Genomic DNA, 25344 nt, shown 5'->3' on the forward strand with positions numbered 1-25344 from the left:
GCCAATGACAAATTCAACTAATCAACTGTCTGATCATGTATCAGTCGCCGAAGCCGAGATGGCTGAAGTGCTCGCCAAAATTGTGCGTGATAAGTATCAATGGGTAGCGGAGCGCAAACAAACTCAACCGCTTGAGGGCTTTAAGGCCGAACTTACCCCCTCAGATCGTAGCTTCTACAACGCGCTAAGCGGCGAGCAATCTGCGTTTATCATGGAGTGTAAGAAAGCCTCACCATCTAAGGGCTTGATCCGTGACGACTTTGACCTTGATTACATTGCATCGGTGTACAACAACCACGCCAATGCGATCTCGGTTCTGACTGACGAGAAGTACTTCCAAGGCGACTTTGAGTTTCTCCCTCGGGTGCGCAAACAGGCCAAACAGCCGATTTTGTGTAAAGACTTTATGGTCGATAGCTATCAAGTCTATCTCGCGCGTTACTACAGCGCGGATGCGATCCTGTTGATGCTGTCGGTGCTTGGTGATGAAGAGTACCAACAGCTAGCTGATATTGCGCACAGCCTGAATATGGGCGTGCTGACCGAGGTCAGTAACGAAGAAGAGCTACATCGCGCGGTGAAGCTCAACGCCAAGGTAATTGGCATCAATAACCGTAACCTGCGTGATCTGTCGACTGACCTTAATCGCACCAAAGAGCTTGCACCGCTGGTCCGCAAACTTGCGCCTGAGGCAACCGTGATCTCTGAATCGGGTATTTATACCCACCAGCAAGTCCGCGATCTGGCCGAGCATGCTGATGGCTTCCTGATTGGCAGCTCACTGATGGCAGAAGACGACCTTGAGCTTGCGGTGCGCAAGGTCACACTAGGCGAAAATAAGGTGTGCGGTCTTACCCATCCAGACGATGCAGCCAAAGCGTTTCAATCCGGCGCAATCTTTGGCGGTCTGATTTTCGTCAGTCAATCCAAGCGTGCAGTCGACCTTGAGAGTGCCCGGTTGACCATGAGTGGTGCCCCACTGCGTTATGTGGGTGTATTCCAAAATCACGACTCAGGCTTTGTTGCAGAAACAGCCAGCAGTTTGGGCCTTTGCGCAGTGCAACTGCACGGTGATGAAGACCAAGACTACATCAAGCACCTGCGTGTACAACTCGATGACAAGGTAGAGATCTGGAAAGCTTATGGCGTGTCTGACTGCGCGCCTACACTTATTGATAAGTTTGTCGATCGCCACCTGTTCGATGCCCAAGTGGGCAATCAACGCGGCGGCACTGGTCACACCTTCGATTGGTCACTGATCGCAGAGCCGTGCCAAGTGATGCTCGCCGGTGGCCTGGGTCCCGACAATGCTAAACAAGCGGTGCAGCTTGGCTGCCTTGGGTTGGACCTCAACTCTGGAGTGGAATCAGCTCCAGGTAAAAAAGATCTGGTTAAGTTGCAGCAAGCGTTCGCGGCAATCCGCGATTACTGATGCAGCTTACAACTAACGAATTATTTTAAGGAATGAGAATCATGGCGAAACTCGATGCCTACTTTGGTGAATACGGCGGTCAGTATGTACCGCAGATCTTGGTCCCTGCTCTAGAGCAGTTGGAGCAAGCATTTATTGACGCGCAGCAAGACCCAGAATTTCAAAGCGAATTTATGGCGCTGCTGCAAGAATATGCTGGTCGTCCTACCGCACTGACCCTGACTCGTAACCTGACCAAGGGCACTAAAACCAAGCTATACCTTAAGCGTGAAGACCTGCTGCACGGCGGCGCGCACAAGACTAACCAGGTACTTGGTCAAGCGCTTCTGGCCAAGCGGATGGGCAAAAATGAGATCATCGCAGAAACAGGCGCAGGTCAGCACGGCGTGGCAACGGCACTTGCTTGTGCACTACTGGGGCTTAAGTGTCGTGTCTACATGGGCGCTAAAGATGTTGAGCGTCAAAGTCCAAACGTTTTCCGCATGAAGCTGATGGGCGCCGAAGTGATCCCTGTCCACTCTGGCTCTGCAACGCTTAAGGACGCGTGTAATGAAGCGCTGCGCGACTGGTCAGCAAGCTATGAAGAGGCCCACTACCTACTCGGCACTGCCGCTGGCCCACACCCATTCCCAACCATAGTGCGCGAATTCCAACACATGATTGGTGAAGAAACTAAGAACCAGATCCTAGCTCGCGAAGGTCGTCTTCCTGACGCTGTGATTGCGTGTGTTGGCGGTGGCTCAAACGCGATTGGTATGTTTGCTGACTTTATCGAAGAGCAGAGTGTGCGCCTTATTGGCGTTGAGCCTGCAGGTAAAGGTATCGATACTGACCAACACGGCGCGCCGCTCAAGCATGGCACTACTGGTATCTTCTTCGGTATGAAAGCGCCACTGATGCAAGATGAGCACGGCCAAATCGAAGAGTCGTACTCAGTTTCTGCGGGTCTCGACTTCCCATCAGTCGGCCCACAACACGCCCACCTCAATGCGATTGGCCGCGCTGAATACGACAACGTCACCGATGACGAAGCACTGGAAGCCTTCCAAGAGTTGGCGCGCAGCGAAGGCATCATCCCTGCCCTAGAATCCGCTCATGCCCTGGCTCAAGCACTGAAAATGGCACGTGAGAACCCGGAGAAAGAGCAATTACTGGTGGTGAATCTATCTGGCCGTGGTGACAAAGACATCTTCACCGTACACGCCATTCTAGAAGAAAAAGGAGTGATCTAATGGATCGTTATAATGCGATGTTTGCGCGCCTCAAGGACAATAACCAAGGCGCTTTTGTACCTTTTGTAACGGTCTGCGACCCAAACCCTGAGCTGTCTTACCAGATCATGGAGACCCTCGTTGAATCGGGTGCTGATGCTCTTGAGCTCGGTATTCCATTCTCAGACCCGCTAGCCGACGGCCCAACGATTCAGGGTGCGAACATCCGTGCGTTGGAATCGGGTGCAACCCCAGATATCTGTTTTGAGCAGATTGGCAAGATCCGCACAAAATACCCAGAGCTGCCAATTGGCTTGTTGATGTACGCTAACCTAGTGTACTCGCGCGGGATTGACAACTTCTACCAGCGTTGCGCTGAGGCAGGTATCGATTCTGTTTTGGTAGCCGATGTGCCAACCAACGAGGCGGACGAGTTTATTCAAGCGGCGCGCAAGCATGGCGTGCACCCAATCTTCATTGCACCACCAACAGCCACGGACGAGACACTAAAGCAAGTTTCGGAACTAGGCGGCGGTTACACCTACCTACTCTCACGTGCAGGCGTAACAGGCGCAGAGACCAAGGCGAACATGCCCGTTGGCGATATGCTAGGTCGTCTGAACCAATTTGATGCGCCACCAGCACTACTTGGCTTCGGTATCTCTGAGCCAGCACAGGTGAAGCAAGCCCTAGAAGCTGGCGCAGCAGGCGCGATCTCTGGCTCTGCCGTAGTGAAGATTATTGAAGCTAATGTAGAGCAGCCAGAAACCATGCTTAGCGAGCTGAGTGCGTTTGTTAGCTCGATGAAAGCCGCTACTGCTTGATTCCCTAGCGGGAAGAGGCGAGAGGCGGTAGCGCTTCGCTGCGATAAAATAGGGGTGCTCGCTTCTCGTCTGTGGAACAATGACGCGTCATACGTGGGTTGAAGAATCTTGGCTCTCGCCTCTCGACTCTCGATTCTCGCCTCTCAAAGGGAGACGAAGGTGAAACTCACTGCCGACGCCTAACGTACTTGAGGCTGTGATCTCTCCGCCCATGTTTATTACTAGCTGATGGCATATGCTAAGCCCCAGCCCGGTACCACCGTATTGGCGGGTTGCGCTGTTATCGGCTTGATTAAAGGGTTCGAAAATCGTTTCTAGTTGCGCGTCACTCATCCCGATCCCGGTGTCGGTGATGGTGACCAGTAACTGGCCACCTTGATAAGCGCCAATTAGCTCTACCCTACCCTGGTGTGTAAATTTAACCGCATTACTCATAAGATGATGCAGCACTTGTCGGATACGTACCACATCACCGTTTACCTGCTGACCTTTTACAAATGTGACAGAACACTGAAAATCAATCTTCTCAGCTTGGCAAGCTGCGCGATAGTAATGCTCGATAGGGCTGAATAACTCATCGAGTACGAAGGGCTGGGCGTTGAACTCCATGTTGTCGCTCTCAAGGATAGAGAAATCGAGAATGTCATTCACGATAGTGAGTAAATGCTCGCTTGAGCCCTCTATCACATCCAGTCCTTCATTCCACTCTTGTTGGTCATACTCTGATGCTCTGAGTGCATTCGCCATCCCCAAAATGCCATTTAATGGTGTTCTTAGCTCGTGCGTCATGGTGGCTAAAAACTGACTTTTTGCTTCATTGGCTCGTTTAGCAGCCTTGGTTGACGCCCTTAGGGCCTGCTCTTTCTGTTTGCGACCAGAGATATCTCGCTCAATTGCAATCAAGTGTGACACCCGCTTGGCTGTATCTAAAACGGGCAATAGGTTGATATCCACCCAGTAGGACTCACCCGACTTGCGATAATTAACTAACTCGAGCTGGCAAGGTTGCTGTTGTTCAATCGCGTATTCAATCTTAGCCCTGACCTCTTGATCATCATCAACGCTAAGCAAATGGCCGATGTAGTCTTTTCCCAACAGATCATCGAGTTGGTAACCGGTGGTTGCCTGGCTGGCCCTATTGACCCAAATCACTTTTCCCTCGGCATCACAGATAATAATTCCATCAATAGAACTGGTCGCGACTTTGGCCAAAATCTCATTTTGCGTTTCGAGTTTATTCAGCGATTGCACCCAAGTATTCGCACCACCTTCACTCTCAAGCAGAGGATTGCTTATAGGGCGTGAGGCGAACTTAGAGACCACCACCGCAAACGCTGAAACCACCAAGACTAGCGCAATTGAACTTTGTAAGATGCGATCTTCAACCACAATCAGGTCTGCATGTGCCTCTGCAAGGGAGATCTCAGAAAATACGTACCAGATGTTGTTAATCACTTGGATCTGATTCGCCAGCACCAATACCTGCTCACCTTCAACATCGGTTGATACCGACAGCCTTTCTCCCTGTGAGATAAAAGCCGTCACATGAGGAGTGCGTTGATGCAGTAGCCCTATGGTTGAGCCAGAAGCGTTAATCATGCCACTTAGCTCACTATCCTCCAGCACAGAGCTGTTAAGCAGAAAGCCAAACGGGTCTTGAATATAGGCACGCCTGTCACTGCGTAAGGTAAGGTCACTGGCAACGAGGTAGCTATCCCCCGTTTGACCCAACCCAACCGATGGCCAAGAAAAATCGTAGGTCATGATGCGATTGATCGTGTAACGCTGGATTTGAAACACCAAAGCGCCAACGAAAGCTTCACCTTGATAGATTGGGTGAGAGACAAATGCTGCTGGTTCGTTAAATGAGGGTGGATAGGCGCTAAAATCCTCAAAGTGGGTAAACCTCATGTTTGGATCGATAACGGCTTTGAAAGCTCTTCCCAGACCGGTATCACTGTACAAGTCAGTGACCAGATTGGTGGCAAAATCAACCTCTTTAAATACCGAGTAAACTAAATTGGCTTCGGCATCAACCAAAAATACATCGTAATAGCCGAAATCCTGTTGAATGGCATGCATAAAAGAGTGGACTTCACGATGGGCTCTATCGTACTCGTCATTGACGCGTGACGAGACGAGCTGATCTTTGTCACCGATGATATAGGGATTATTGGCAATATAACGATATTGGAGGGCCAGTGTGGCGGGCGAAATTTCCACTCGAGGATCATCGTCTTCAGATGCACCTAAATTGACTTCAAGATGATAGACCTCACTGTAGAATTGATTGAGTGTGTCCAACTCTGCTTGCTTATCACCAGGCTGAACAAGGTTGAAGGCTTTTGACAATGACTGGACGGCGCTAACAATTGTTGGGGAGTTAGAATACAACTCGATTTGATGTTCTATTTGTTGAAAGTAACGTTCTATCTCAAACTTTTTGCTCTCATTAATCGCACTCAACTGATCAACAGCGCGTGACTTTATCGCCTCTTGTGAGGCGCTAATAGCCTGCCATGCCACCAGCCCAGCCGTTATAGTGATACACAATATACAAACCACCGAAACCGAAATAACGACTTTATTGACCAGTTTCATCGCACCCCCTTGTTTGATAGCCATACACCTTCAATCAAGTTAATACCTAAAAATGTAATAAGGGTTTGATATTACTCACACAAATAAGTATGTAATTGTAAAGAAAGTTATGTTACATCCAAAAGGTCAACAAGGTTGTCAATATGTACAACGTCTATATTGGTATTAATCGTTGATCTGCTGCTTAGCCTGCTCCTGATCAAAACTGGCTAGAGTACGCTTTGACAAGTTTCGTAATAAAAAGATACCAAATATTACATCCATGTCAGCTAGCTTAAATATACAGTATATATGGCATAACAACTCAAAATGATAAGCACGTATATACCCAAGTGACCTGTCCTACTTAGACTACTCCCTATGTCGATAGCGCAGTGAATACACAACTAATTAAAACCACCATACAGGCAATCAAAATGAACGCTCAACCTTACGTCGATAGTGGCGTTTACTATCAACCACACCAGTTTCAGCTACCTCTAAACCACGCACAGCCAAATGGTGACCTGATCGAGGTGTTTGCTCGTGAGGCGCGCCTCATCGACAAGCACAGTGTCAATAAACCTTGGCTAGTGTTCTTTCAAGGCGGACCCGGTTTTGCCGCGCCACGCCCAATGGGTAATCAAGGCTGGCTCAAGCGCGCGCTGCAGGAATATCGGGTCTTGCTCCTAGACGGGCGTGGCACAGGAAACAGTACTCCAATCACCCATCAAACACTAGAGCATCTTTCTGCAGCGCAACAAGCCCAATATCTCAGTCATTTTCGTGCCGATAATATTGTGCGCGACGCAGAGGCAATCCGAAAGCAGCTTGGTGTGACATGCTGGGCAACGCTTGGTCAGAGCTTTGGTGGCTTTTGCAGTCTTACTTATCTGTCAATGTTTCCAGACAGCCTTTTGCACAGCTATATCACTGGGGGCATCCCTCCTCTGCAAGGCCATTGTGACCAAGTCTATCAAGCAACATTCGAACGTACTCTAGACAAAAATAAGGCGTTCTTTCGTCAGTTCCCCAATGCGCAAGAGCGCTGCCAAGCGATTGCTGACCATCTGCTCATTCAAGATGAACGACTGCCCAACGGGCAGCGTCTAACCGTCGAGCAGTTTCAACAAATTGGTATCTGTTTTGGTGTCAGCGATAGCTTCTTACCCACCTACCATCTCCTTGAAGAAGCGTTTGTTGAGGTAAATGGGACCCAACGTCTCAGTTATCACTTCCTTAACCAGGTCCTCGAGCAGCAAAGCTGTCAAACAAATCCAATTTATGCCCTACTGCATGAGGCCTGTTATTGTCAGGGATTCGCTTCAAACTGGAGCGCGCAAAGGATACGTGATCAGAGACAAGACTTTAACTACCAACCGGGTAAGCCATTCCTGTTTACTGGAGAGATGATTTTCCCATGGATGTTTGAGCAATATCACAACCTAAAGCCATTCAAAGAGGCGGCAGACATCATTGCCGCTAAGTCAGATTGGCCTGATCTTTATGATACCTCTGTACTTAAGTACAACTCGGTCCCGATCAGTTGCGCAGTCTACGCGGAGGACATGTTTGTTGAATTTGACCTCAGCCGTGCAACTCTGGGTCAAATTCCAAATGCTAACGCTTGGATCACCAATGAGTATGAACATAATGGGCTTCGCGCTGATGGGGAGCGTATTCTGGAGCGCTTGATCTCCATGAGCCAGTAAATCTCACCCGGCTCGCCTACTACAACTTGGGGCGCTGTAGGCAGCAATAACAGTTCCGAAAGTGGCTAGTAACATGAAGGGAAAGCGATACACTTGTATTAGTCGCTCTATGCAAGGATTTTGATGTGTCCAATGTAGCCAAGCTCGCCCCAAACCAAAAGCTCTACCAACAAGCGCGCCTGTCTCGCGATAGGCGCTTTGATGGGCGTTTTTTTGTTGCGGTAAAAACCACGGGCATTTTTTGTCGCCCGATCTGCCCGGCTAATTTGCCCAAAGAGCATAACGTCGAGTATTTCGAGCACGCGACAATGGCGCTCAAAGCCGGCTATCGACCCTGCAAGCGCTGCCACCCAGACAGTGCACCAACCTCTTGGCGCTGGCTCGGTACAGAAACCACATTGCAACGCGCCATCCAATTGATCGAACAAGGCTATTTGCAGCACAACCGCCTCTCTGTACTGGCAGACAAACTTGGCATCAGCGATCGCTACCTACGAGCCTTGTTCACTCGCTATATGGGCCTGTCACCAAAACAATATGCACTGTATCAACAGCTCTTGTTCGCCAAGAATTTACTGCATAACAGCTCACTTAGCGTTACAGATATTGGCTTGGCCTCAGGGTTCAATAGTATTCGCCGTTTTAATGATGCTTTTAAAAAAGTCTTGCAAATTACCCCAACTAATCTGCGCCGACAAAGCTCCTCTGTGGCGGGCAGTAATAAAGTCACGTTAGCGATTAGAACCCCCTACGATTGGCGATCACTACTGGCATTCTATCAAGCACGGTCTATTCAAGGTGTAGAAAGGGTATCGGCATGCAGTTATCGTCGCTCATTAGTCCACCAAGGTAAACTTTGCTGGTTTGAGGTCGACTTCAGCCCGTTGGAAAACGGCCTGCATGCTGTCGAGGTTAGATTTGATCTCGCCGAAATTGCTCAGTTACGTGCGCTATTAACTAAGGTACGCCGGATGCTGGATTTCGACACTGATACCGAGCTCATAGAGCATCATCTATCGGGCATCGAGCCACAACTGATCCGTAATCCAGGCTTACGCATTCCGGGTGTCTGGGATACGTGGGAGGCTGGCGCACGTGCAGTACTCGGTCAGCAAGTATCGATTAAGGCCGCGATCGGGCAGCTCAATCTATTAGTCCAGACGCTTTGCCGGCCTGATAATCTGCACTTTCCGACACCAATTGAAGTCGCTCAAGCTGACCTGAGTTTCCTTCGCATGCCTCAAGCACGCAAAGACACCTTGCGCAGGTTGGCAGAGTTTATGATTCAAAACCCGAACAGTCACCCGGAGCAATGGCTTGAGTTAAAGGGAATTGGGCCTTGGACAGTCAATTACGCCAAGATACGCGGCCTGTCCGAGCCCAACTGCTTTTTAACGACCGATCTGGTGGTCAGAAAAGCACTCGGTCATTTTCCGAATCTCGACCCCAAAACGGCTTCTCCTTGGGGAAGTTATGCCACCTTTCATTGTTGGAGTCATTACTCATGAATTACTTTACTATTTTTACCAGCCCGCTCGGCAAGATCACCATACAAGCCAATCAGACCCAGTTGCTTGGTCTGTGGTTTGAGACCCATACGACTATGCCTGATGCGTTGGGTGAGCGGTATGACGATCATCCGGTGCTATTCGCTGCGAAAGAGCAATTAGCGGAGTTCTTCACCGGTCAACGGACTCAGTTTGAGTTACCACTGAAAACCCAAGGGACTGATTTCCAGCAGCGCGTTTGGCGTGCACTGCAAGATATTCCCTTCGGCGAAACATGGAGCTACAAACAGCTTGCTGAGCATATTGGCAAGCCAAAAGCGGTGCGTGCGGTGGGCGCCGCCAATGGTAAGAACCCCATCTCTGTGATCATCCCCTGCCATCGAGTGGTAGCCAATGACGGTCGCTTGTCCGGTTATGCCGGAGGGGTTGAACGCAAACGTGCACTGCTGGATTTAGAAAAATCGACACAAACCACAAACTAACAACATTCACACAAACCCTAAGCAACAATTATGCGCACCATGTTAGTGCACTGGCGCACCAAGTTAGCGCAACAACGCAAACGTTTGCGTCAAGAGGTGATGCACACCTTTTTTATGCCTATTTCCAAACCACTTCGATCAATAAGCACTTGATCTTCCCACTACTTACCTGTAAAACAGCAACATAATCATCTGCACTTGCAGTCGTTCGTAGGTGCAATGACTATAAACATACAATATGACAGACAGGAGTTGCTAAAATGTTAAGTAAAGACGGACTACTTGGGAATCTAGGCGTGCAAGTCGTGCTCGCCATGATCGTTGGTACAGTAGTCGGGGCGTTGATGGGTGACAGCGCAGTTATGTTTGCGCCATTGGGTGCCATCTTCATCAATCTAATCAAAATGCTGGTGATCCCTTTGGTAGCTGTGGCGCTGATCTCCGGCGCTGCAGGACTGGGCAATAGTTCTAATGCCGGCAAAGTGGGTCTAGTTACCCTTGGCTACTTCGGGATCACTTCTGCACTTGCAGTCGCACTGGCGCTGGTTATGGGCGCGATATTCCAACCGGGTATCGGCATTGATGTCACAGGTGTTGAGGGGATGTTCTCAACTGAATACGCATCAAAAGGCGAACTGCCAACCTTCTGGGCAACCATCACGGGTATGATCCCAGAGAACGTATTCCAATCACTTAACGAAGCAAACATCCTGCAAATCTTGGTTTTCTGCCTGTTCTTCGGTATCGCTCTATCTAAGCAACCAAAAGAGCGTCGCGAGCCTATGGTGAATGGCGTAAACACTATCGTTGATTCTATGGTTTGGATGATCAACAAAGTGATGATCATCGCACCAATCGGTGTGTTCGGTTTGATGGCTGAAGCAGTAGGTTCATTTGGCTTCTCCGCGCTGATGGTCGTGTTTAAACTGTTTGTGGTTTACGTGGCAGCAATCTTGGTGTTCGGCTTTATTGCCTACCCGCTAATGATTCAAGTCTTCACCAAAACCTCGGCTAAGAGGTTCCTATCTGTGATGAAGAAACCACAGGCGGTTGCACTATCAACCTCTTCATCAATGGCAACCTTGCCAGTGACCATGAACACAGTTGAAAACGAGCTAGGTGTGAAAAACTCAACGGCGTCTTTCGTTCTGCCGCTGGGCGCAACCATCAATATGTCTGGTAACGCGATCTACTACGGTTTGGTAGCGATTTTCTTTGCCCAACTTTTCAACATTGACCTGTCTATGGGTGCGTACATTGCTATCATCCTGACTTCAACTCTTGGTGCGGTTGGTCAAGCGGGTGTACCAGGTCCTTCATTCCTCGTGGTTGCGGTACTGCTGGCTGCGGGTATCCCAATCGAAGGGCTGCCGCTTCTATTCGCTCTTGACCGTATCTTCGATATGATTCGCACCGCGCTTAACATCACTGGTGATGCAGCGTGTGCCCTTATAGTGGACTCTCTTGTCGATGAGGCGGACCTAGAGCAAGCTGAGCTAGAGCAGCAACAAGCATAATTTGCCCTCTTTGGTTTGAGCCCGGCCTTGGCCGGGCTTTTTTGGTCCTATATCAAAGTAAAACCAAACTAAATCTTCGCTCCGCCATACAAAACGGCATCCGCCAGTAACACCGTAGGCAAGCCAAACATGGAGACAATTAACCTAATGTGGTTCAAGCGCGACCTGCGCTTGGAAGATCACGCCCCACTCAAACTCGCAGAGCAGAGTGGGCTCCCTTGCTTGCTAGTGTATATCTTCGAGCCTATGTTGCTCGACAACCCTCACTATTCCGAGCGGCATTGGCGCTTCGTCTGGCAATCCTTACAAGATATCAATCTCCAGCTTGGAGGCCATCAGGCCAAGGTGTTGGTCATGCACGGCGACGCGCTCACCTGCCTCAAGTTTCTCTGTTCAAGCTACCGGATTATAAGCGTCTTTTCTCATCAGGAGATCGGCCTGAGTTGCACATTTGAGCGAGATAAATCCATCGGCCAATGGCTCGCGGCACAAAGCATCGAATGGCATCAACTGCCAGCCGGTGCTGTCATTCGCGGAGCGAAAACCAGAAACAACTGGGATAAACATTGGCAAACGGTAATGCGCGCACCTTTGGAGTCGCCAAACCTTGAGCAGTTACATCTAGTCACGCCCCCATTGTTGCCTGGTGAGTTGTCGATAACAATTCCTGACTCGTGGCAACACAAGCACCCGGGTATGCAAACAGGAGGGCCGACGTTAGCTCTGCAAACGCTGGGGGACTTTTTTGCCCGTCGGGGGGCTAAGTATTATTGCTCGATCTCCAGCCCCAGCAAGTCAAGGAACGCCTGCAGTCGATTATCGCCCTACCTCGCTTGGGGTAACCTTTCCTTGCGTCAGGTTTATCAAGCCTTGCTGGCACACTGGCAGCAGCCAGGGTTTCGACGTAGCCTGATAGCACTCTCGTCTCGGTTACACTGGCATTGCCATTTTATCCAAAAGTTTGAGTCTGAAATCGAGATGGAACACCGCTGTGTTAATCGCGCTTACGATGCCTTACTCGCTGAGCAGAACCAGCCCAACGCCAGACTACTTCGCGCTTGGAAAACCGGAAACACAGGTCTGCCACTCGTCGATGCCTGTATGCGATGCCTAATCGACACTGGCTATATTAATTTTCGTATGCGGGCTATGCTTGTTAGCGTGCTGACTCATCATATGAACCTCGACTGGCGCTTAGGTGTTGCTCACCTAGCCTCCCTGTTCTTAGATTTTGACCCAGGTATCCACTACCCTCAGTTCCAAATGCAAGCGGGGGGGACTGGCATAAACACGCTACGAATCTACAACCCGGTCAAGCAAGCCAAAGAGCACGATGCAGAGGGCATATTTATCAAACGCTGGATACCAGAACTGGCAGACCTACCCCCACCATTACTGTTCGCCCCTTGGACCATGACAGTGATGGAGGCGCAAATGTATTCATTACCAACCGATAGCCGCTACCTCAATCCCGTGATCGATATCGAAACCGCCGCCAAGCTGGCGCGAGAGCGCCTGTGGGGCTGGCGCAAACTCCCCGGCGTCCAGCAAGAGGCTAAACGCATCCTTGCCACCCATGTTCGCCAGAATAATTCTCGCAACCACTAGCCTTATTGGCCACAAGACGTTGAATCAATAACATTACTCCTCGTCCCCCGAAACAAAGTGTCCTCGCTGCTCGCTACTGCCTTGATCGCATTTAATTGTCATTTCCACTAGGTTTCTGCCCGCTTTGTTGGGTACACTGTCTATTCGACGGTGACTTGTAGTATTAATTATGAAACAACTGATTGATTTTATCCCTCTGATCATCTTCTTTGTCCTGTACAAGATGTCTGACATCTACACAGCGACCGGTGCGCTGATCATTGCAACGGCGATTCAGATCGGCTTAACCTATGCCATCTACAAAAAAGTTGAAAAGATGCAGTTTATCACCTTTGTGATGGTGGCGATTTTTGGTGGCATGACTATCTTGCTTCAAGACGATAATTTTATTAAATGGAAGGTGACCATAGTCTACGCTGTTATGGCATCGGGACTGGCTATCAGCCATCTGATGGGGAAATCGGCAATCAAAGCTATGCTGGGCAAGGAGCTCACTCTGCCCGAGCATGTATGGACCAGTATCAACTGGGCCTGGGTCGGTTTTTTCAGCTTCTGTGCTGGATTAAACCTCTACGTCGCCTACCAAATGCCCCTCGATGTATGGGTCAACTTTAAGGTCTTTGGTCTTCTGATCGCGACCTTTGGCTTCACTATTGCAACTGGCTTGTACCTGTATAAGCACCTACCTAAAGAAAATAACAAAGAACAGGAATAGTAAACTATGTCCCACTCTACCCCCAACCCCGCGGGCGATTTACTGTTGAGAACGTTGGCAATGCCTGCAGATACTAACGCCAATGGTGATATCTTTGGTGGCTGGATCATGTCTCAACTTGACCTTGCTGGCGGAATTTTAGCCAAAGAAATTTCGAGTGGCCGCATCGCGACGGTATCAGTATCAAGTATTGAATTCAAAAAACCGGTTAAAGTTGGTGATGTGGTGTGCTGTTATGGTGAATGTACTCGGGTTGGACGCACCTCGATGTCGATACATCTTGAAGTTTGGGTAAAACCCGTAAAAGAGGACGGTGTGAAAGATCGCTACATGGTATGTAAAGCAACCTTCAATTATGTTGCTATCGATTCCAATGGTCGCCCGCGCCCTATAAAGGCTGACCCAGTCAAAGTACAATAGTTTAAACTCATAAAACGTAAAACAGTGAAAGGAACTCTGAATGTGGTACGTAATTTTTGCTCAAGATACTCCCGACTCTCTCGATAAGCGTTTGGCTGCTCGTCCCGAGCACCTCGCTCGTTTGCAAACGCTTCGTGACGAGGGTCGGCTACTCACCGCAGGACCTATGCCTGCGATAGACAGCGATAACCCAGGTCAAGCTGGCTTCACTGGCTCAACCGTTATTGCTGACTTCGATTCATTGATCGCCGCTAAAACCTGGGCGAATGATGACCCTTATGTTCATGCTGGTGTCTATCAGCATGTCACTGTTAAACCTTATAAAAAAGTATTCTAAATCATGCGAAAGACTCTTCTCATCGCCCTTATTACGGCCCTTGCTGGCTGTGCCTCTAGCAACGACCAACAGCAACAACTGGAACTGCTCGCCTCTAATCGCGCCAGCCTCCTCGCGGCTGAACTGCCGATTGAACAAGGACCACTGTCCATCATGCGTGCATCCTCGCGCGGCAGTACGATCGAAATTATGATGATTTACAACGACGATGCACCGGGTACCGTGACAACCCAACAATTGCTCAAGAAAACTATGCTGCAATACTGTTTCAATGAAAATGTGCGTCGAAACCTCGATGTGGGCTTGAGTTATCGGCTTAAAATTCGCAATAGTCGAGGTCAATTGATCGTTGATCAAATGGTCGATGCCAGCCAGTGTAAATAGCTAAAATAACGTCAGTTAGCTCATAATCGGTCAATGTGGTGAGAAGGTGGCCGCACAATTGGTACTAACAAGGCGGCGTGTGCGCCGCATAATTCGCTCTAATGAATAAAATAAATGGAGAGGCTCATGAACAAAATATTCACCAGTCTTATCACGACAACCCTGTTGACATCGACCAGTGCGATAGCCGCTGCCCCAGTGATGTTTTCCACCTTAGACAACTACAATGCCCCCAAAGACAACTCCGTCACCGGCGTTCGTCTCGCGGTCCTTCACGGTCATGTTGACGAGTTGAAAGGTCTCGACCTTGCGCTCTTGGGCATGTCAGAGACCAATTCAACTGTTGGTGTCAACCTCAACCTGGTTTTTGGTGCGAACAAGGTCAATCAAAGCATGAAGGGAGCGTCATTTGGTCTGTTTAACTGGAACACAGGCGAAACCGTCGGCCTTAACTTTGGTGGTATTAACGTAACCAATGATGTGAAAGGTGTTAATGCCAGCTTTGTCAATTACTCGACTGGCGACTCTATGGTCGATCTCGGTTTGGTCAGCCTCTCAGAGGCGTCAACCGTGCAAGTCGGTATTTTCAACAATACAGAGAAGATCAAAGGGGTTCAGCTGGGTTTGATTAACTGTGCCAGCAATGGCTTCGTACGCTGCTTCCCATTGTTCAACTTTAGCGTCAATTAAGCTCACCCGTGAACCACTTTTTTGCGCGGTTCACGGATACTGCTTACCTGCTTAGCCCAGTTTCTGTGGCTGTGAGATAGATGCGATTCTTTAGGCGTCTGCGAGTAATTGAGGCGCTTTGAGTTTGGCCAGCCCATAGGCGGAGCACGTCACATTATCCCGGATCGTACCGTCGATCAGCATTTGTTCAAAGGTCTTGAGTGGAAATGCACAACTCACTAGGTCTTCTTCCTCCTTATCAAGCTGGGCACCAACAAAACTCAACTGAGTCGCCAGATAGATATGACAAGTTTGATTCAAAAATCCATAGGCGATGAATTGACTGCCTAAATAGTGCATCTCTGAGGCTAACAAACCGGTCTCTTCACGTAACTCCCCCTTAGCTAATTCAAGGTGATCCGCACTTGGATTGCTATCCCACGCGCCCTGCGGCAGCTCCCAGCAGCGCTTTGCCACTGTATAGCGATACTGCTCAACTAAATGGATCTTCCCCTCATCGACAGCAATGATCACCGCGCAGTCAGGCTTTTCGACCACGCCATAGATTCCTTCGCTGCCACTAGAGCGCACAATCCTATCCTCCCGAACCGTCATCCATTTATTTTGATAAACGACTTGGCTGTCTAATGTCTTGATGTCAGTCATCGTCCTGATCCTGTCTCTTGATAGTTTGCTATTGACCATACCCAAGTTGCTTTCACAGCTCAAGATTTCATCACAATGAGCGGAACTTGCTCTCATTACGTACTACAGTGTGATTTATACCCCTGTAAGCTATCAATAGAAGGAATCAAAAATGCATCACAAGGCTATTGTTGCGATTGCGCTTTGCTCGTCGTTCGTGTGGGCAGGTGACAATACAACCTACACGGTTGATCAAATGGAGTACGAGGGATACTGGGCGCCAGTTGAAGGAGATGCCCCTTTGGTCCTGTTAGTCCACGATTGGGACGGATTGACCGACTACGAGAAACAACGCGCCAAAATGCTTAACGACCTAGGCTACAGTGTGTTCGCAGCTGATTTATTCGGTAAAGGGGTACGCCCAACCGCAGTAGAGGACAAAAGACAGCACACTGGAGAGCTGTATAAGGATCGCGAAAAACTTCGTGCCTTGATGCAAGGGAGCCTAGACTTTGCCGTGAGCTTAGGGGGTGACAAAGACAATGTAGTAGTGATGGGGTATTGCTTCGGGGGCGCAGCAGTTTTGGAGTCGGCACGAGCGGGCATGAAGGCTAATGGTTTTGCCACCTTCCACGGTGGGCTGGGTACTCCGGATGGACAAACCTATCAGCAGGTTACTGCCCCCATCTTGGTATTACACGGCACTGCAGACAGTGCGATACCCATGACTCAATTCGCTGATCTGGCCGAACGCTTAGAAACTGCCGGGGTAGATCATGAAATGATCACCTACAGCGGTGCGCCGCACGCGTTTACTGTCTTTGGCAGTGACCGTTATCGTGAGGTTGCAGACAACAAATCATGGAGTGCCTTTAACCAGTTTCTAGAGCAGACCTTATCACGTTAGTCGCTCTTCAACCGGCTGCGCAGTGTTCCTGGCTCAGTTCATCGTTCGCGCGTAGCCTGCTTGCCCCTTCAGTGAACCTATAACCTTCCCCGAGAACGCAAGGCTTCGCGCAGAGTAGGTTATATTCGACGGTATTTTCTAGTAACCTGATGTTCCACGACAAAACTCAGCAAGGAGCAGAGAGCATGAAAACAATTGGTTTACTGGGTGGAATGAGTTGGGAATCGACGAGCCACTATTACCGCGCGATCAACCAGGGTGTCAAATGTCAACTCGGCGGCTTACACTCGGCAAAACTGATACTCTACAGTGTGGATTTCCAACAAATTGAGCAACTGCAGCACCAAGGTGATTGGCAACAGTGTGCGCTACTGCTCAGTGATGCCGCGCTCGCTTTGCAAGCGGCAGGAGCCGAATGCTTGGTAATTGCGACCAACACCATGCACAAAGTAGCGCCACAGATTGAAGCGCAGCTTGAGATCCCGCTACTGCACATCGCCGATGCCACCACCTTGCAGTTACAGCGCGATGGTATTCGCAAGGTCGCCCTACTCGGGACTCGTTTTACGATGGAGCAAGACTTCTATAAAGCTCGAGTGGAAGAACAGTCAACCATCAAGGTCATTGTGCCCAATCGAGACGAACAGACCCTGATCCACGACATAATCTACCAAGAGCTGTGTAAAGGAGTTGTCAGTGATGCATCCAGACAAATTTATCTGCGTATCATTGAGGGCTTAGCCGACCTAGGCGCCGAAGCAGTGATCCTCGGCTGTACTGAGATTACAATGCTGGTTAAGCAGCACGATACCGAGGTCCCCCTTTACGACACAACACAAATTCACGCTCAGGCGGCAGTAGACTTTTCTCTTGAGTAGCGGCCTCAGGAGGCGAGGAAAGATTGGTAGCTCCCTCTTCTCTTACAGCACAGCAACCTCACTATTTGCTTTCCTCTAATGGCGTGTAAAAGGGAACTGAATCAATCACAGGCTACCAAAGGCATGCTTGTCGGTAGCTAATATGTACTAGTCCTGAAAGCAGTAGCGAGACTCAAGGGATGAGAAATACTCACCACACCTCCTCGCCTCTCGCAGCGCAGCGCTCTCGCTTCTCGCCTCTCTCCAAAGGGCATAAAAAAGCCCAGCATTCGCCAGGCTTTAAAAAACTATGAAAACTTATAGCAAATTAAGCAAGCTCACCTTGGAGCCAAGGCCAGCCTTGCTTCTTACGGCTTAATGTATTTTCCATCATTAGCATGCCGTCTTTTTCGTGCTTAACTAGCTTCTCTGCCCACTCGCCTTTGTACAGTAGACGAGTTTGTGCAGTGGTGATGTCAGTTAGCATCACAGCGGCAAACGCCAGACCTTCTTCAGCACAGCGACGCTCAAGGTCCGCTTCCAGTGCTTCAATCATACCATCAACCTGCTCAAGGGTTGCTAGCTCAACCTGACCAACCACAACGTTGCGCTCGTTGAATGGGTATGCTTTTAGGTCTTTCTCGACCAGCTCAGCCGCTGATAGGCCTTCGATGTTAGTCTTGGCGATCAAAAGATCTTTGATAAACACATCTAGGTTTTCAACGCCAGCAATAGCTGCAAGCTCTTGAACTGCGTCTTTGTCTTTTTGCGTACATGTTGGTGATGCGAAACCAACAGTGTCAGATAGGATAGCTGACATCATCATGATCGCTAGTGGACGCGTGATCTCTGCTTGTTCCATCTTGAATAGGTTAAATAGGATGGTACAAGTACAACCGACAGGCCAGATCCACGCCTCAAGTGGGTTAATCGTCATCACATCACCTAGACGGTGGTGGTCAACAATGCCAAGAATTTCTGCCTGAGCAATATCGTCCGGTGCCTGAGCGACGTCTGTGTAGTCAACAAGCCAGATTTTTTCGCCCGCGACTGAGGTACACATCTCTGGTTGATCGACACCAGCAGTTTCTAGAATGTGCTGCGTTTCACGGTTGATGTCACCTTGACGAACCGCTTTCGCTTCAAGACCACGTGCTTTTAGAAGTTCAGCAGCAACCAATGCGCCACAAATGCTATCACTATCTGGATTTTTATGACCAACAACTAGAATCATCTTGCTTCCTATATCATCACTTTGTTACAAGCCAACCGCGTTAAAGCGTCAGCTCGCCAAGATTGTTCAAATTTCCCGTGCGCTAATAAAATCAGCCACTAGTAAAGTGGGCTACTCTACCTGATTTTTCCCCCGGTATCCATCTTTCTGACGAGCCGTTTATCGCTCTATTAACACTCATATGAACGTAGAGTGAACTTGAACACTTCAGCACAATCAAAAGTGACCGCAAATCGCGGCCACAAAACTGTTCATCACCGACTTGGGGAGCGAATGGACTTAAGGATTATAACGCCCTGCGCGGTATAACTAACATGCCCAGCCCTTCCTCATACCTTATAGCCAATTATCACTACATCCCTAAAATCAAAATACTATCCGGTCAGCAAGATGACTAACGGCTAAAGCAAAATAGTATGACCGATTCCATTTCATTAGCACGTTGTAGTTGTTATACACCAAGTAGGTTCGTCCCTGATGATCATCAGGCATGATCAGCCAAGCTTGGATATCATTATCAAGCTTTGGCAGCGGTGACCCATCAAAGCGGGTGATCCCAAGCTCGCCCCATTGCTGTAAGTACTTGGCTTTTTCGGCAGAGCGCCCCTGTAACTCTTTATCTAGGGTTTCAGGCACGAGGACTTGCCTACCCCAGGTGTACTCATCGTCCCACCCTGAGCGGCTTAAATAATTGGCCGTAGAAGCAAACACGTCCTCAACATTATTCCAGATGTCTTTTTTACCATCACCACTGCCATCTGCGGCATAGGCGATGAATGAACTTGGCATAAACTGACTCTGCCCCATCGCGCCAGCCCAAGAGCCCTTCATATCCTCCAGCTCTATGTGGCCCTGTTCGAGGATTTCCAGCGCCGCCATTAGCTCGCTTTTGAAGAAGGCTTCACGTCGGCCATCAAATGCCATTGTGGTCAATGCATCGACGACCTTATAGTTTCCAGTAAAGTGACCGAAATTGCTCTCTACTCCCCACAGGGCTACGATAAAGCGTGGTTGAACGCCATAGGCATCGCCAATACGTTTGAGCTCTGGATAATGCTTTTGATACAGATCTTTGGCTTGGTCTACTTTCCACTGCGGCACTGCGCGCGGAATGTACTCATCCAAGGTTAATCGACGCTCAGGCTGATTACGATCCGCCGCCACGGCGCGCGGCCTATGCTCAACATTTGCAAAGGCGCGCTCAACCAATTCAGCGTCTACCCCTTGCTCTACGGCCTCACGTTTGAGCTGCTCAACATACTGCCCAAAACTTTTTTCACTTGCCAGTGTGCTCACAGATAGCGCAGCTGACAATGCTCCAATAACCCAACGTTTCACACTACACTCCTTGTTTTCGATTTTGCGATCAATTTACTCTGAATTTGGTTTACTCAGCGTCTTTATTGAGCGCTTTAAACTCTTCCAGAACGTTTTCTTTTTGCGGGGGTAACTGCAAGAAAAATCCTTGCTCAACCAGATCATTTTTGACCTTTGCTACATCAACCTGCGCAAGCTCTCGGCTAGTGATATTGAGTGTCATCACCAAGATTGGCTTGCCAAACATTTGCATTAACTGCTCCGGTACTTGGGAGAAGTCATCTTTTTTCGCCACGTACAGATACGTGCCTTCTTTTTTTGCGCTTTTATAGATCGTACAAAGCATAGCCATCCTACTGGGTTTCGCGCCACAAAGTGCCGCAAACCCCTTATTAACACACATAAATAGACAAATTCATACCAACAACACTTGCTGATAGATTAGGGGAAATATAACATGATAGGTCCACGTAAAGGCAACGTCCTTTGTAAAAGCAACGTCATTTATTCGCATATATCTAGGCTGGAATAGAATGTCTCAAACTCCCGATTTAAAAGGCAGCAGTTTCACGCTGTCAGTGCTCCATCTTGCCGATATCGATGTGGAAGGCAACCTGACCTTTCTGAGGGAGAAAACCGAGCAGGCACCGGCTTTTTTTGCTCATGCCCCGGTGGTTATTAACGTCTCTCGCTTGTCGGGCGATATCGACTATAAGAGCTTAAAATCTGGGGTATTGGAGACTGGTATGTTTCCGGTCGGTGTGACTGGCTGCAAGACCAAACGACAGCAAACACTGGCTATTGAGGCGGGCCTCGCGGTAATGACGGCGAGCAGCAGCTCAAAAACCTCAGCCCCACTACTCGCTCCACTAAAAGTGATCCGCACACCTGTACGCTCAGGACAACAGGTCTATGCTAAAGATGGCGATCTGCTCCTGATGAGTCATATTAGTGCCGGAGCAGAAGTGATCGCAGACGGCTCAATTCATGTTCTCGGCACCTTGCGTGGCCGCGCCATTGCCGGAGCGAGCGGTCAATTAGGGGCAAAAATTATTTGTAACGATCTACAAGCTGAGCTGGTGTCTGTCGCAGGTAACTACTGGCTCAGCGATCAAATTAGTAGTGATTATTGGAAACAGAAGGTGATGGTCAGTCTTGAGAACCAACTTCTGCACATTGAATCACTCAACGTATAAAAACTAAAAGGATAAAATATGGCACGCGTAATTGTAGTGACCTCAGGAAAGGGCGGCGTGGGTAAGACGACCTCAAGCGCAGCGATCGCCTCTGGCTTGGCACTCAAAGGCAAAAAAACGGCAGTTATCGATTTTGATATTGGCTTGCGTAACTTGGACCTCATCATGGGGTGTGAGCGTCGCGTAGTCTATGATTTCGTCAACGTAATTAATGGTGAAGCCACCCTGAACCAAGCGCTGATCAAAGACAAGCGCAACGACAATCTATTTATTCTTCCCGCCTCACAAACACGTGATAAAGATGCATTGACGCGCGAAGGGGTTGAGCGAGTATTGCAAGAGTTAGATGATGCTGGCTTTGAATTTGTGATTTGTGATTCACCTGCTGGTATTGAGCAAGGTGCACTGATGGCACTCTATTTTGCTGACGAAGCGATTGTGACCACCAACCCAGAAGTGTCTTCAGTACGTGACTCAGACCGCATTCTTGGTATTCTGGACTCAAAATCACGCCGCGCTGAAGAGAGCTTGCCGCCGGTCAAGCAACACCTGTTGTTGACTCGCTACAGTCCTGCGCGCGTTGAGCAAGGCGAGATGCTGAGCGTCGAAGACGTGGAAGAGATCCTCCACATTCCGCTTATGGGGGTGATCCCTGAGAGCCAAGCCGTTCTCAATGCCTCGAACAAAGGTGTTCCTGTGATCTTCGATGAAGAATCTGATGCAGGTATGGCCTATGCTGATACCGTAGAACGTCTGCTTGGTGAAGAGGTGACTTTCCGTTTCCTAACTGAACAGAAGAAAGGTATTTTCCAACGACTGTTTGGAGGCTAAACCGTCTATGTCACTACTTGAATTTTTCAAACCGGCAAAGAAAAACTCTGCAAGCCTGGCCAAAGAGCGTCTGCAGATCATCGTCGCTGAACGTCGCAGCCATGACGACCCAGCGCCAGACTATTTACCACAACTGAAAGAAGATATTCTTAAGGTGATTGGTAAGTATGTTGCCATCGACCCGAGCATGGTCGATTTGACGTTCGAGCACAAAGATGACGATATCTCAGTGCTAGAACTTAATGTCAAGCTACCTGACGATCATTAGTAAACAAAGAGCCAGCATTTGCTGGCTCTTTGATTTGCATAGATTAGCCTGAGTTAGGCGTACTGCGCCTCAAACTCACGCATAAATGCGACTAGCGCTTTGACGCCCTCAAGCGGCATCGCGTTGTAGATGGATGCACGCATACCACCGACGGCGCGGTGCCCTTTCAGCGCAGCAAGCCCTCGCTCGGCGGCAAGCTCAAGGAACTTGGCATCCAACTCTGGTTTCGCTAACTGGAAAGGGACGTTCATCAATGAACGGTTATTCTCATGGATGTTATTGCGGTAGAAAGGCGACTGATCGATATAGTCGTATAACATCGCCGCTTTCTCACGATTGACCTTCTCTATCGCTTCCACGCCACCCTGCTGTTTGAGCCACTTAAATACCAAACCCGACAGGTACCAAGCGAATGTCGGTGGGGTGTTAAACATCGACTCTTTCTCAGCCAGCACTTTGTAGCTAAGAATACTTGGCAAGGCCTCTTGGGCAAGCTCCAATAAATCATCACGAACAATCGCAATCGCAATACCTGCAGGGCCGATGTTTTTCTGTGCTCCGGCATAAATCACGCCGTACTTTGATACATCAATCTTACGTGACAAAATCGTCGAAGACATATCGGCCACAATCGGCTTATCCGTTGCCGGTAAATCATTAATTTCAATGCCATCAATGGTTTCGTTCGGACAGAAGTGTACGTAAGCAGCGTCTGGGGCTATTGTCCACTCTGATGCGGGTATAACGGCGACTTTGCCATCAATATCGGTCTTAGCATCAAACACATCGACTTGACAGTATTTTTTGGCTTCCGCTACCGCGCTGATCGCCCAATAGCCGCCATCGATATAAGTCGCTTTATTGTTGTCACCAAGAAGGTTCAAAGGGACTGCCGCAAACTGGGCACGGGCACCACCTTGGCAAAACAGCACCTTGTAGTTATCGGGAATATTGAGCAAGTCGCGTAAGTCTTGCTCCGCTTCCGCTGCAACCTGAATAAACTCTTTACTGCGGTGACTGATCTCCATTACAGATGTTCCCATCTGATTCCAGTCAACAAGCTCTTGTTGGGCTTTGAGCATAACAGCCTTGGGTAAGGCTGCTGGACCCGCACTAAAATTAAAAACTTGGTCGTTCACAGACTCCATGATTTCGGTTGCTCCTGCATAAATATTTATTAGTTGTTGGTTTAATACCATTTTTTCGGCAAATAAAAAAGCCCTTCAGCGTATCCAAGTCAACTCGACAACTTGAGTACGCCAAAGGGCTAGCTCGTCTTTTGCTGAAATTAACGCATCATCAAAGGCATAATCAGTGCAAATAACGGGATTTTCTGCCCACTTGCAAAGACAAGACTGCCTTGCTCAAGCGAGGCTTTAATAATAAAACCTGTCTCTGTCGTCTCAACTATTTCCATGATAATCGCTTCATCGATGGCTTGTTGGATAAATGGATACTCATCGACAAGCTCGTGAGTAAACACGGTTTCCAGTTGTCCGGTTACTGCACTGGTCACTGACATAGGATCTGACAGCAGTCCCTGTGTTCCCTCTGGTACCTCAAGTTTCCAGTGTGACTGAAAATCGCCATCGCCAAGCTTGAGCGCCATATTGTTCATCTGCAGATGAAAACCACGTTCAATCAAGGCCTCAATGTGAGGCAAACTGCTGATAACATCCTGCTCGGTTAGTACCGCTGCCTCTTGGTAAATATCCATGATTGCCGCGAAAGACGATTGGTCAAGATCACCTATCGTGAAATCGATATCCAGATCTCTGACCACACCATCTTGGGTAGTTATCCGGCCAATTGCGACCTTATGGGTACTACTTAAACGCCCCGTTTCCATATCTTCAAATGCCGAAAAAGTGTATTTCGCATTCTCAAGTCCGCTACTCTCGCCGACTTCGACCAAGCGAATTTGCTCGACTTCGACGCTTTGCTCTCCCAGCCAGATATATTTGGCCTTTTTCCCTTCACCCTGAGCCTTGAGTCCATCAATACGCACCCCTTCCCCGGTTGAACTGAAGTCTAGTGAAATCGATGGGATGTCGAGCAAGAAATCAATCTCACCCAAAACCGTCATAGTGCCTGTGGCAGACGAAGGCGAAATAGTCAGTACTAGCTCTGGATTGTCTTGTGGCTGGAAGTGCCAACTCGATACATCAAGTTGATAGTCGGTGTTGCCATTAAGCTGCGTCACCGTATTCAGCTCAGCTGGAATGGGAAAGTTGGCAATGGTTGAACGGGCAGAAATACTGGCTAAACCATGAGATAACTCGCTGTTTACGCTCACTTCTGTTGGCATCCCCGCTTGCTCTAGCTCAGCTCTAAGCTCCGCATCGATGATGGTGTATCGAGTTTGAACATCAGCAGATAGGTAACCGCGGTCATAATGGATGATCTCAGCACTGATTAGGTCACTGTTCGCATCAGCAATGCCATCTTCAATCACTCTCTCGCCAATCTGCCCGACGGCCAAAGGCCAGCACAGTACCAAGGCTACCACACCACCCGCGGCTGCCATTTTTTTCAGTTGTGTCATAAATTGCTCATTTAAACTACATCAAAAACCTTGAGATAAATCAGAGTATTGCTTTTATTTAGTGGAAGAGCAAATTTCTCATACCAAGCTCTCATACTCTGTATGTTTTCGCTGTTAAAATTAGTCGTATTACTGCTCGGTGTGT

25 protein-coding genes are annotated in these 25344 nt (G+C 48.9%); 18 read left to right on the forward strand and 7 right to left on the reverse strand.

Annotated features, from left to right (window positions below):
• Positions 1 to 4: 4 nt before the first annotated feature.
• From trpCF to trpA, 3 genes are read left to right on the forward strand one after another with little or no spacing between them, the layout of a single operon-like run.
• Entirely contained in the window at positions 5 to 1432 is a 1428-nt protein-coding gene (gene trpCF, locus ACZ5R2_RS11905; protein ID WP_464899594.1) for a bifunctional indole-3-glycerol-phosphate synthase TrpC/phosphoribosylanthranilate isomerase TrpF, read from the forward strand.
• A 41-nt stretch (positions 1433 to 1473) separates the two neighbouring features.
• The gene (trpB, locus tag ACZ5R2_RS11910; RefSeq protein WP_464899595.1) at positions 1474 to 2664 is read left to right on the forward strand and encodes a tryptophan synthase subunit beta; all 1191 of its coding nucleotides are present in this window, start codon (positions 1474 to 1476) and stop codon (positions 2662 to 2664) included.
• Positions 2664 to 3467: a tryptophan synthase subunit alpha gene (gene trpA / locus ACZ5R2_RS11915; RefSeq protein WP_464899596.1), complete on the forward strand. Its 804-nt coding sequence runs from the start codon at positions 2664 to 2666 to the stop codon at positions 3465 to 3467. Before trpB ends, trpA begins: the two co-directional genes overlap by 1 nt.
• 87 nt (positions 3468 to 3554) lie before the next feature.
• Here the strand turns inward: trpA and ACZ5R2_RS11920 are convergent, their stop codons facing one another.
• Positions 3555 to 6092, reverse strand: a complete 2538-nt coding sequence (locus tag ACZ5R2_RS11920) for a PAS domain-containing sensor histidine kinase (protein ID WP_464899597.1) — start codon at positions 6090 to 6092, stop codon at positions 3555 to 3557.
• A gap of 392 nt (positions 6093 to 6484) precedes the next feature.
• On the opposite strand from ACZ5R2_RS11920, the gene ACZ5R2_RS11925 reads away from it, so the two are divergent.
• The 10 genes from ACZ5R2_RS11925 (at position 6485) to ACZ5R2_RS11970 (ending at position 15420) form a co-directional block, all read left to right on the forward strand.
• Positions 6485 to 7759, forward strand: coding sequence for an alpha/beta fold hydrolase (locus tag ACZ5R2_RS11925; RefSeq protein ID WP_464899598.1), 1275 nt, complete (start codon positions 6485 to 6487; stop codon positions 7757 to 7759).
• A 125-nt stretch (positions 7760 to 7884) separates the two neighbouring features.
• A complete protein-coding gene (locus ACZ5R2_RS11930; protein ID WP_464899599.1) occupies positions 7885 to 9267 on the forward strand; it encodes a DNA-3-methyladenine glycosylase 2 family protein in 1383 nt (460 codons plus the stop codon).
• Entirely contained in the window at positions 9264 to 9749 is a 486-nt protein-coding gene (locus ACZ5R2_RS11935) for a methylated-DNA--[protein]-cysteine S-methyltransferase (protein ID WP_464899600.1), read from the forward strand. Before ACZ5R2_RS11930 ends, ACZ5R2_RS11935 begins: the two co-directional genes overlap by 4 nt.
• Before the next feature lie 260 nt (positions 9750 to 10009).
• Entirely contained in the window at positions 10010 to 11266 is a 1257-nt protein-coding gene (locus ACZ5R2_RS11940; RefSeq protein WP_464899601.1) for a dicarboxylate/amino acid:cation symporter, read from the forward strand.
• Positions 11267 to 11395: 129 nt separating this feature from the next.
• Positions 11396 to 12874: an FAD-binding domain-containing protein gene (locus tag ACZ5R2_RS11945; RefSeq protein WP_464899602.1), complete on the forward strand. Its 1479-nt coding sequence runs from the start codon at positions 11396 to 11398 to the stop codon at positions 12872 to 12874.
• Positions 12875 to 13043: 169 nt separating this feature from the next.
• Entirely contained in the window at positions 13044 to 13589 is a 546-nt protein-coding gene (locus tag ACZ5R2_RS11950; RefSeq protein WP_464899603.1) for a septation protein A, read from the forward strand.
• Between the two features lie 6 nt (positions 13590 to 13595).
• Positions 13596 to 14009: an acyl-CoA thioester hydrolase YciA gene (gene yciA, locus ACZ5R2_RS11955; protein WP_464899604.1), complete on the forward strand. Its 414-nt coding sequence runs from the start codon at positions 13596 to 13598 to the stop codon at positions 14007 to 14009.
• Positions 14010 to 14049: 40 nt separating this feature from the next.
• The gene (locus tag ACZ5R2_RS11960) at positions 14050 to 14346 is read left to right on the forward strand and encodes a YciI family protein (protein ID WP_464899605.1); all 297 of its coding nucleotides are present in this window, start codon (positions 14050 to 14052) and stop codon (positions 14344 to 14346) included.
• A gap of 3 nt (positions 14347 to 14349) precedes the next feature.
• Complete coding sequence (locus ACZ5R2_RS11965; RefSeq protein WP_464899606.1) at positions 14350 to 14730, forward strand: GspS/AspS pilotin family protein; 381 nt, start codon at positions 14350 to 14352, stop codon at positions 14728 to 14730.
• Positions 14731 to 14856: 126 nt separating this feature from the next.
• Complete coding sequence (locus ACZ5R2_RS11970) at positions 14857 to 15420, forward strand: VC2662 family protein (RefSeq protein ID WP_464899607.1); 564 nt, start codon at positions 14857 to 14859, stop codon at positions 15418 to 15420.
• A 90-nt stretch (positions 15421 to 15510) separates the two neighbouring features.
• Here the strand turns inward: ACZ5R2_RS11970 and ACZ5R2_RS11975 are convergent, their stop codons facing one another.
• Positions 15511 to 16065, reverse strand: coding sequence for an NUDIX domain-containing protein (locus ACZ5R2_RS11975; RefSeq protein WP_464899608.1), 555 nt, complete (start codon positions 16063 to 16065; stop codon positions 15511 to 15513).
• A gap of 151 nt (positions 16066 to 16216) precedes the next feature.
• Here ACZ5R2_RS11975 and ACZ5R2_RS11980 point away from each other — a divergent pair, with 151 nt between their 5' ends.
• Together ACZ5R2_RS11980 and ACZ5R2_RS11985 are read left to right on the forward strand one after the other, a co-directional pair.
• A complete protein-coding gene (locus tag ACZ5R2_RS11980) occupies positions 16217 to 16951 on the forward strand; it encodes a dienelactone hydrolase family protein (RefSeq protein ID WP_464899609.1) in 735 nt (244 codons plus the stop codon).
• A gap of 185 nt (positions 16952 to 17136) precedes the next feature.
• Positions 17137 to 17829: an aspartate/glutamate racemase family protein gene (locus ACZ5R2_RS11985; RefSeq protein ID WP_464899610.1), complete on the forward strand. Its 693-nt coding sequence runs from the start codon at positions 17137 to 17139 to the stop codon at positions 17827 to 17829.
• Positions 17830 to 18136: 307 nt separating this feature from the next.
• Here the strand turns inward: ACZ5R2_RS11985 and ACZ5R2_RS11990 are convergent, their stop codons facing one another.
• From ACZ5R2_RS11990 to ACZ5R2_RS12000, 3 genes are all read right to left on the reverse strand, one after another.
• Entirely contained in the window at positions 18137 to 19042 is a 906-nt protein-coding gene (locus ACZ5R2_RS11990) for a manganese-dependent inorganic pyrophosphatase (protein ID WP_464899611.1), read from the reverse strand.
• A 366-nt stretch (positions 19043 to 19408) separates the two neighbouring features.
• Positions 19409 to 20380 (reverse strand): lytic murein transglycosylase, encoded by a 972-nt coding sequence (locus ACZ5R2_RS11995; RefSeq protein WP_464899612.1) that lies wholly within the window; start codon positions 20378 to 20380, stop codon positions 19409 to 19411.
• A 49-nt stretch (positions 20381 to 20429) separates the two neighbouring features.
• Positions 20430 to 20705: a YcgL domain-containing protein gene (locus ACZ5R2_RS12000; protein ID WP_464899613.1), complete on the reverse strand. Its 276-nt coding sequence runs from the start codon at positions 20703 to 20705 to the stop codon at positions 20430 to 20432.
• A 187-nt stretch (positions 20706 to 20892) separates the two neighbouring features.
• Here ACZ5R2_RS12000 and minC point away from each other — a divergent pair, with 187 nt between their 5' ends.
• Genes minC through minE form a run of 3 tightly spaced genes read left to right on the forward strand, consistent with a single transcriptional unit; the run spans position 20893 to position 22654 of the window.
• Positions 20893 to 21555, forward strand: a complete 663-nt coding sequence (minC, locus tag ACZ5R2_RS12005) for a septum site-determining protein MinC (RefSeq protein WP_464899614.1) — start codon at positions 20893 to 20895, stop codon at positions 21553 to 21555.
• Positions 21556 to 21573: 18 nt separating this feature from the next.
• The gene (minD, locus tag ACZ5R2_RS12010; RefSeq protein WP_464899615.1) at positions 21574 to 22386 is read left to right on the forward strand and encodes a septum site-determining protein MinD; all 813 of its coding nucleotides are present in this window, start codon (positions 21574 to 21576) and stop codon (positions 22384 to 22386) included.
• A gap of 7 nt (positions 22387 to 22393) precedes the next feature.
• Positions 22394 to 22654 carry a cell division topological specificity factor MinE gene (gene minE / locus ACZ5R2_RS12015; protein ID WP_464899616.1) on the forward strand — a complete coding sequence of 87 codons (261 nt, stop codon included), beginning with the start codon at positions 22394 to 22396 and terminating at the stop codon, positions 22652 to 22654.
• A gap of 53 nt (positions 22655 to 22707) precedes the next feature.
• On the opposite strand, the gene serC is transcribed toward minE, so the two are convergent.
• Positions 22708 to 23802, reverse strand: a complete 1095-nt coding sequence (gene serC, locus ACZ5R2_RS12020; RefSeq protein WP_464899617.1) for a 3-phosphoserine/phosphohydroxythreonine transaminase — start codon at positions 23800 to 23802, stop codon at positions 22708 to 22710.
• Positions 23803 to 23942: 140 nt separating this feature from the next.
• The gene (locus tag ACZ5R2_RS12025) at positions 23943 to 25199 is read right to left on the reverse strand and encodes a DUF945 family protein (RefSeq protein WP_464899618.1); all 1257 of its coding nucleotides are present in this window, start codon (positions 25197 to 25199) and stop codon (positions 23943 to 23945) included.
• Between the last annotated feature and the right edge of the window lie 145 nt (positions 25200 to 25344).

Source organism: Vibrio sabulosilitoris, assembly GCF_055391395.1.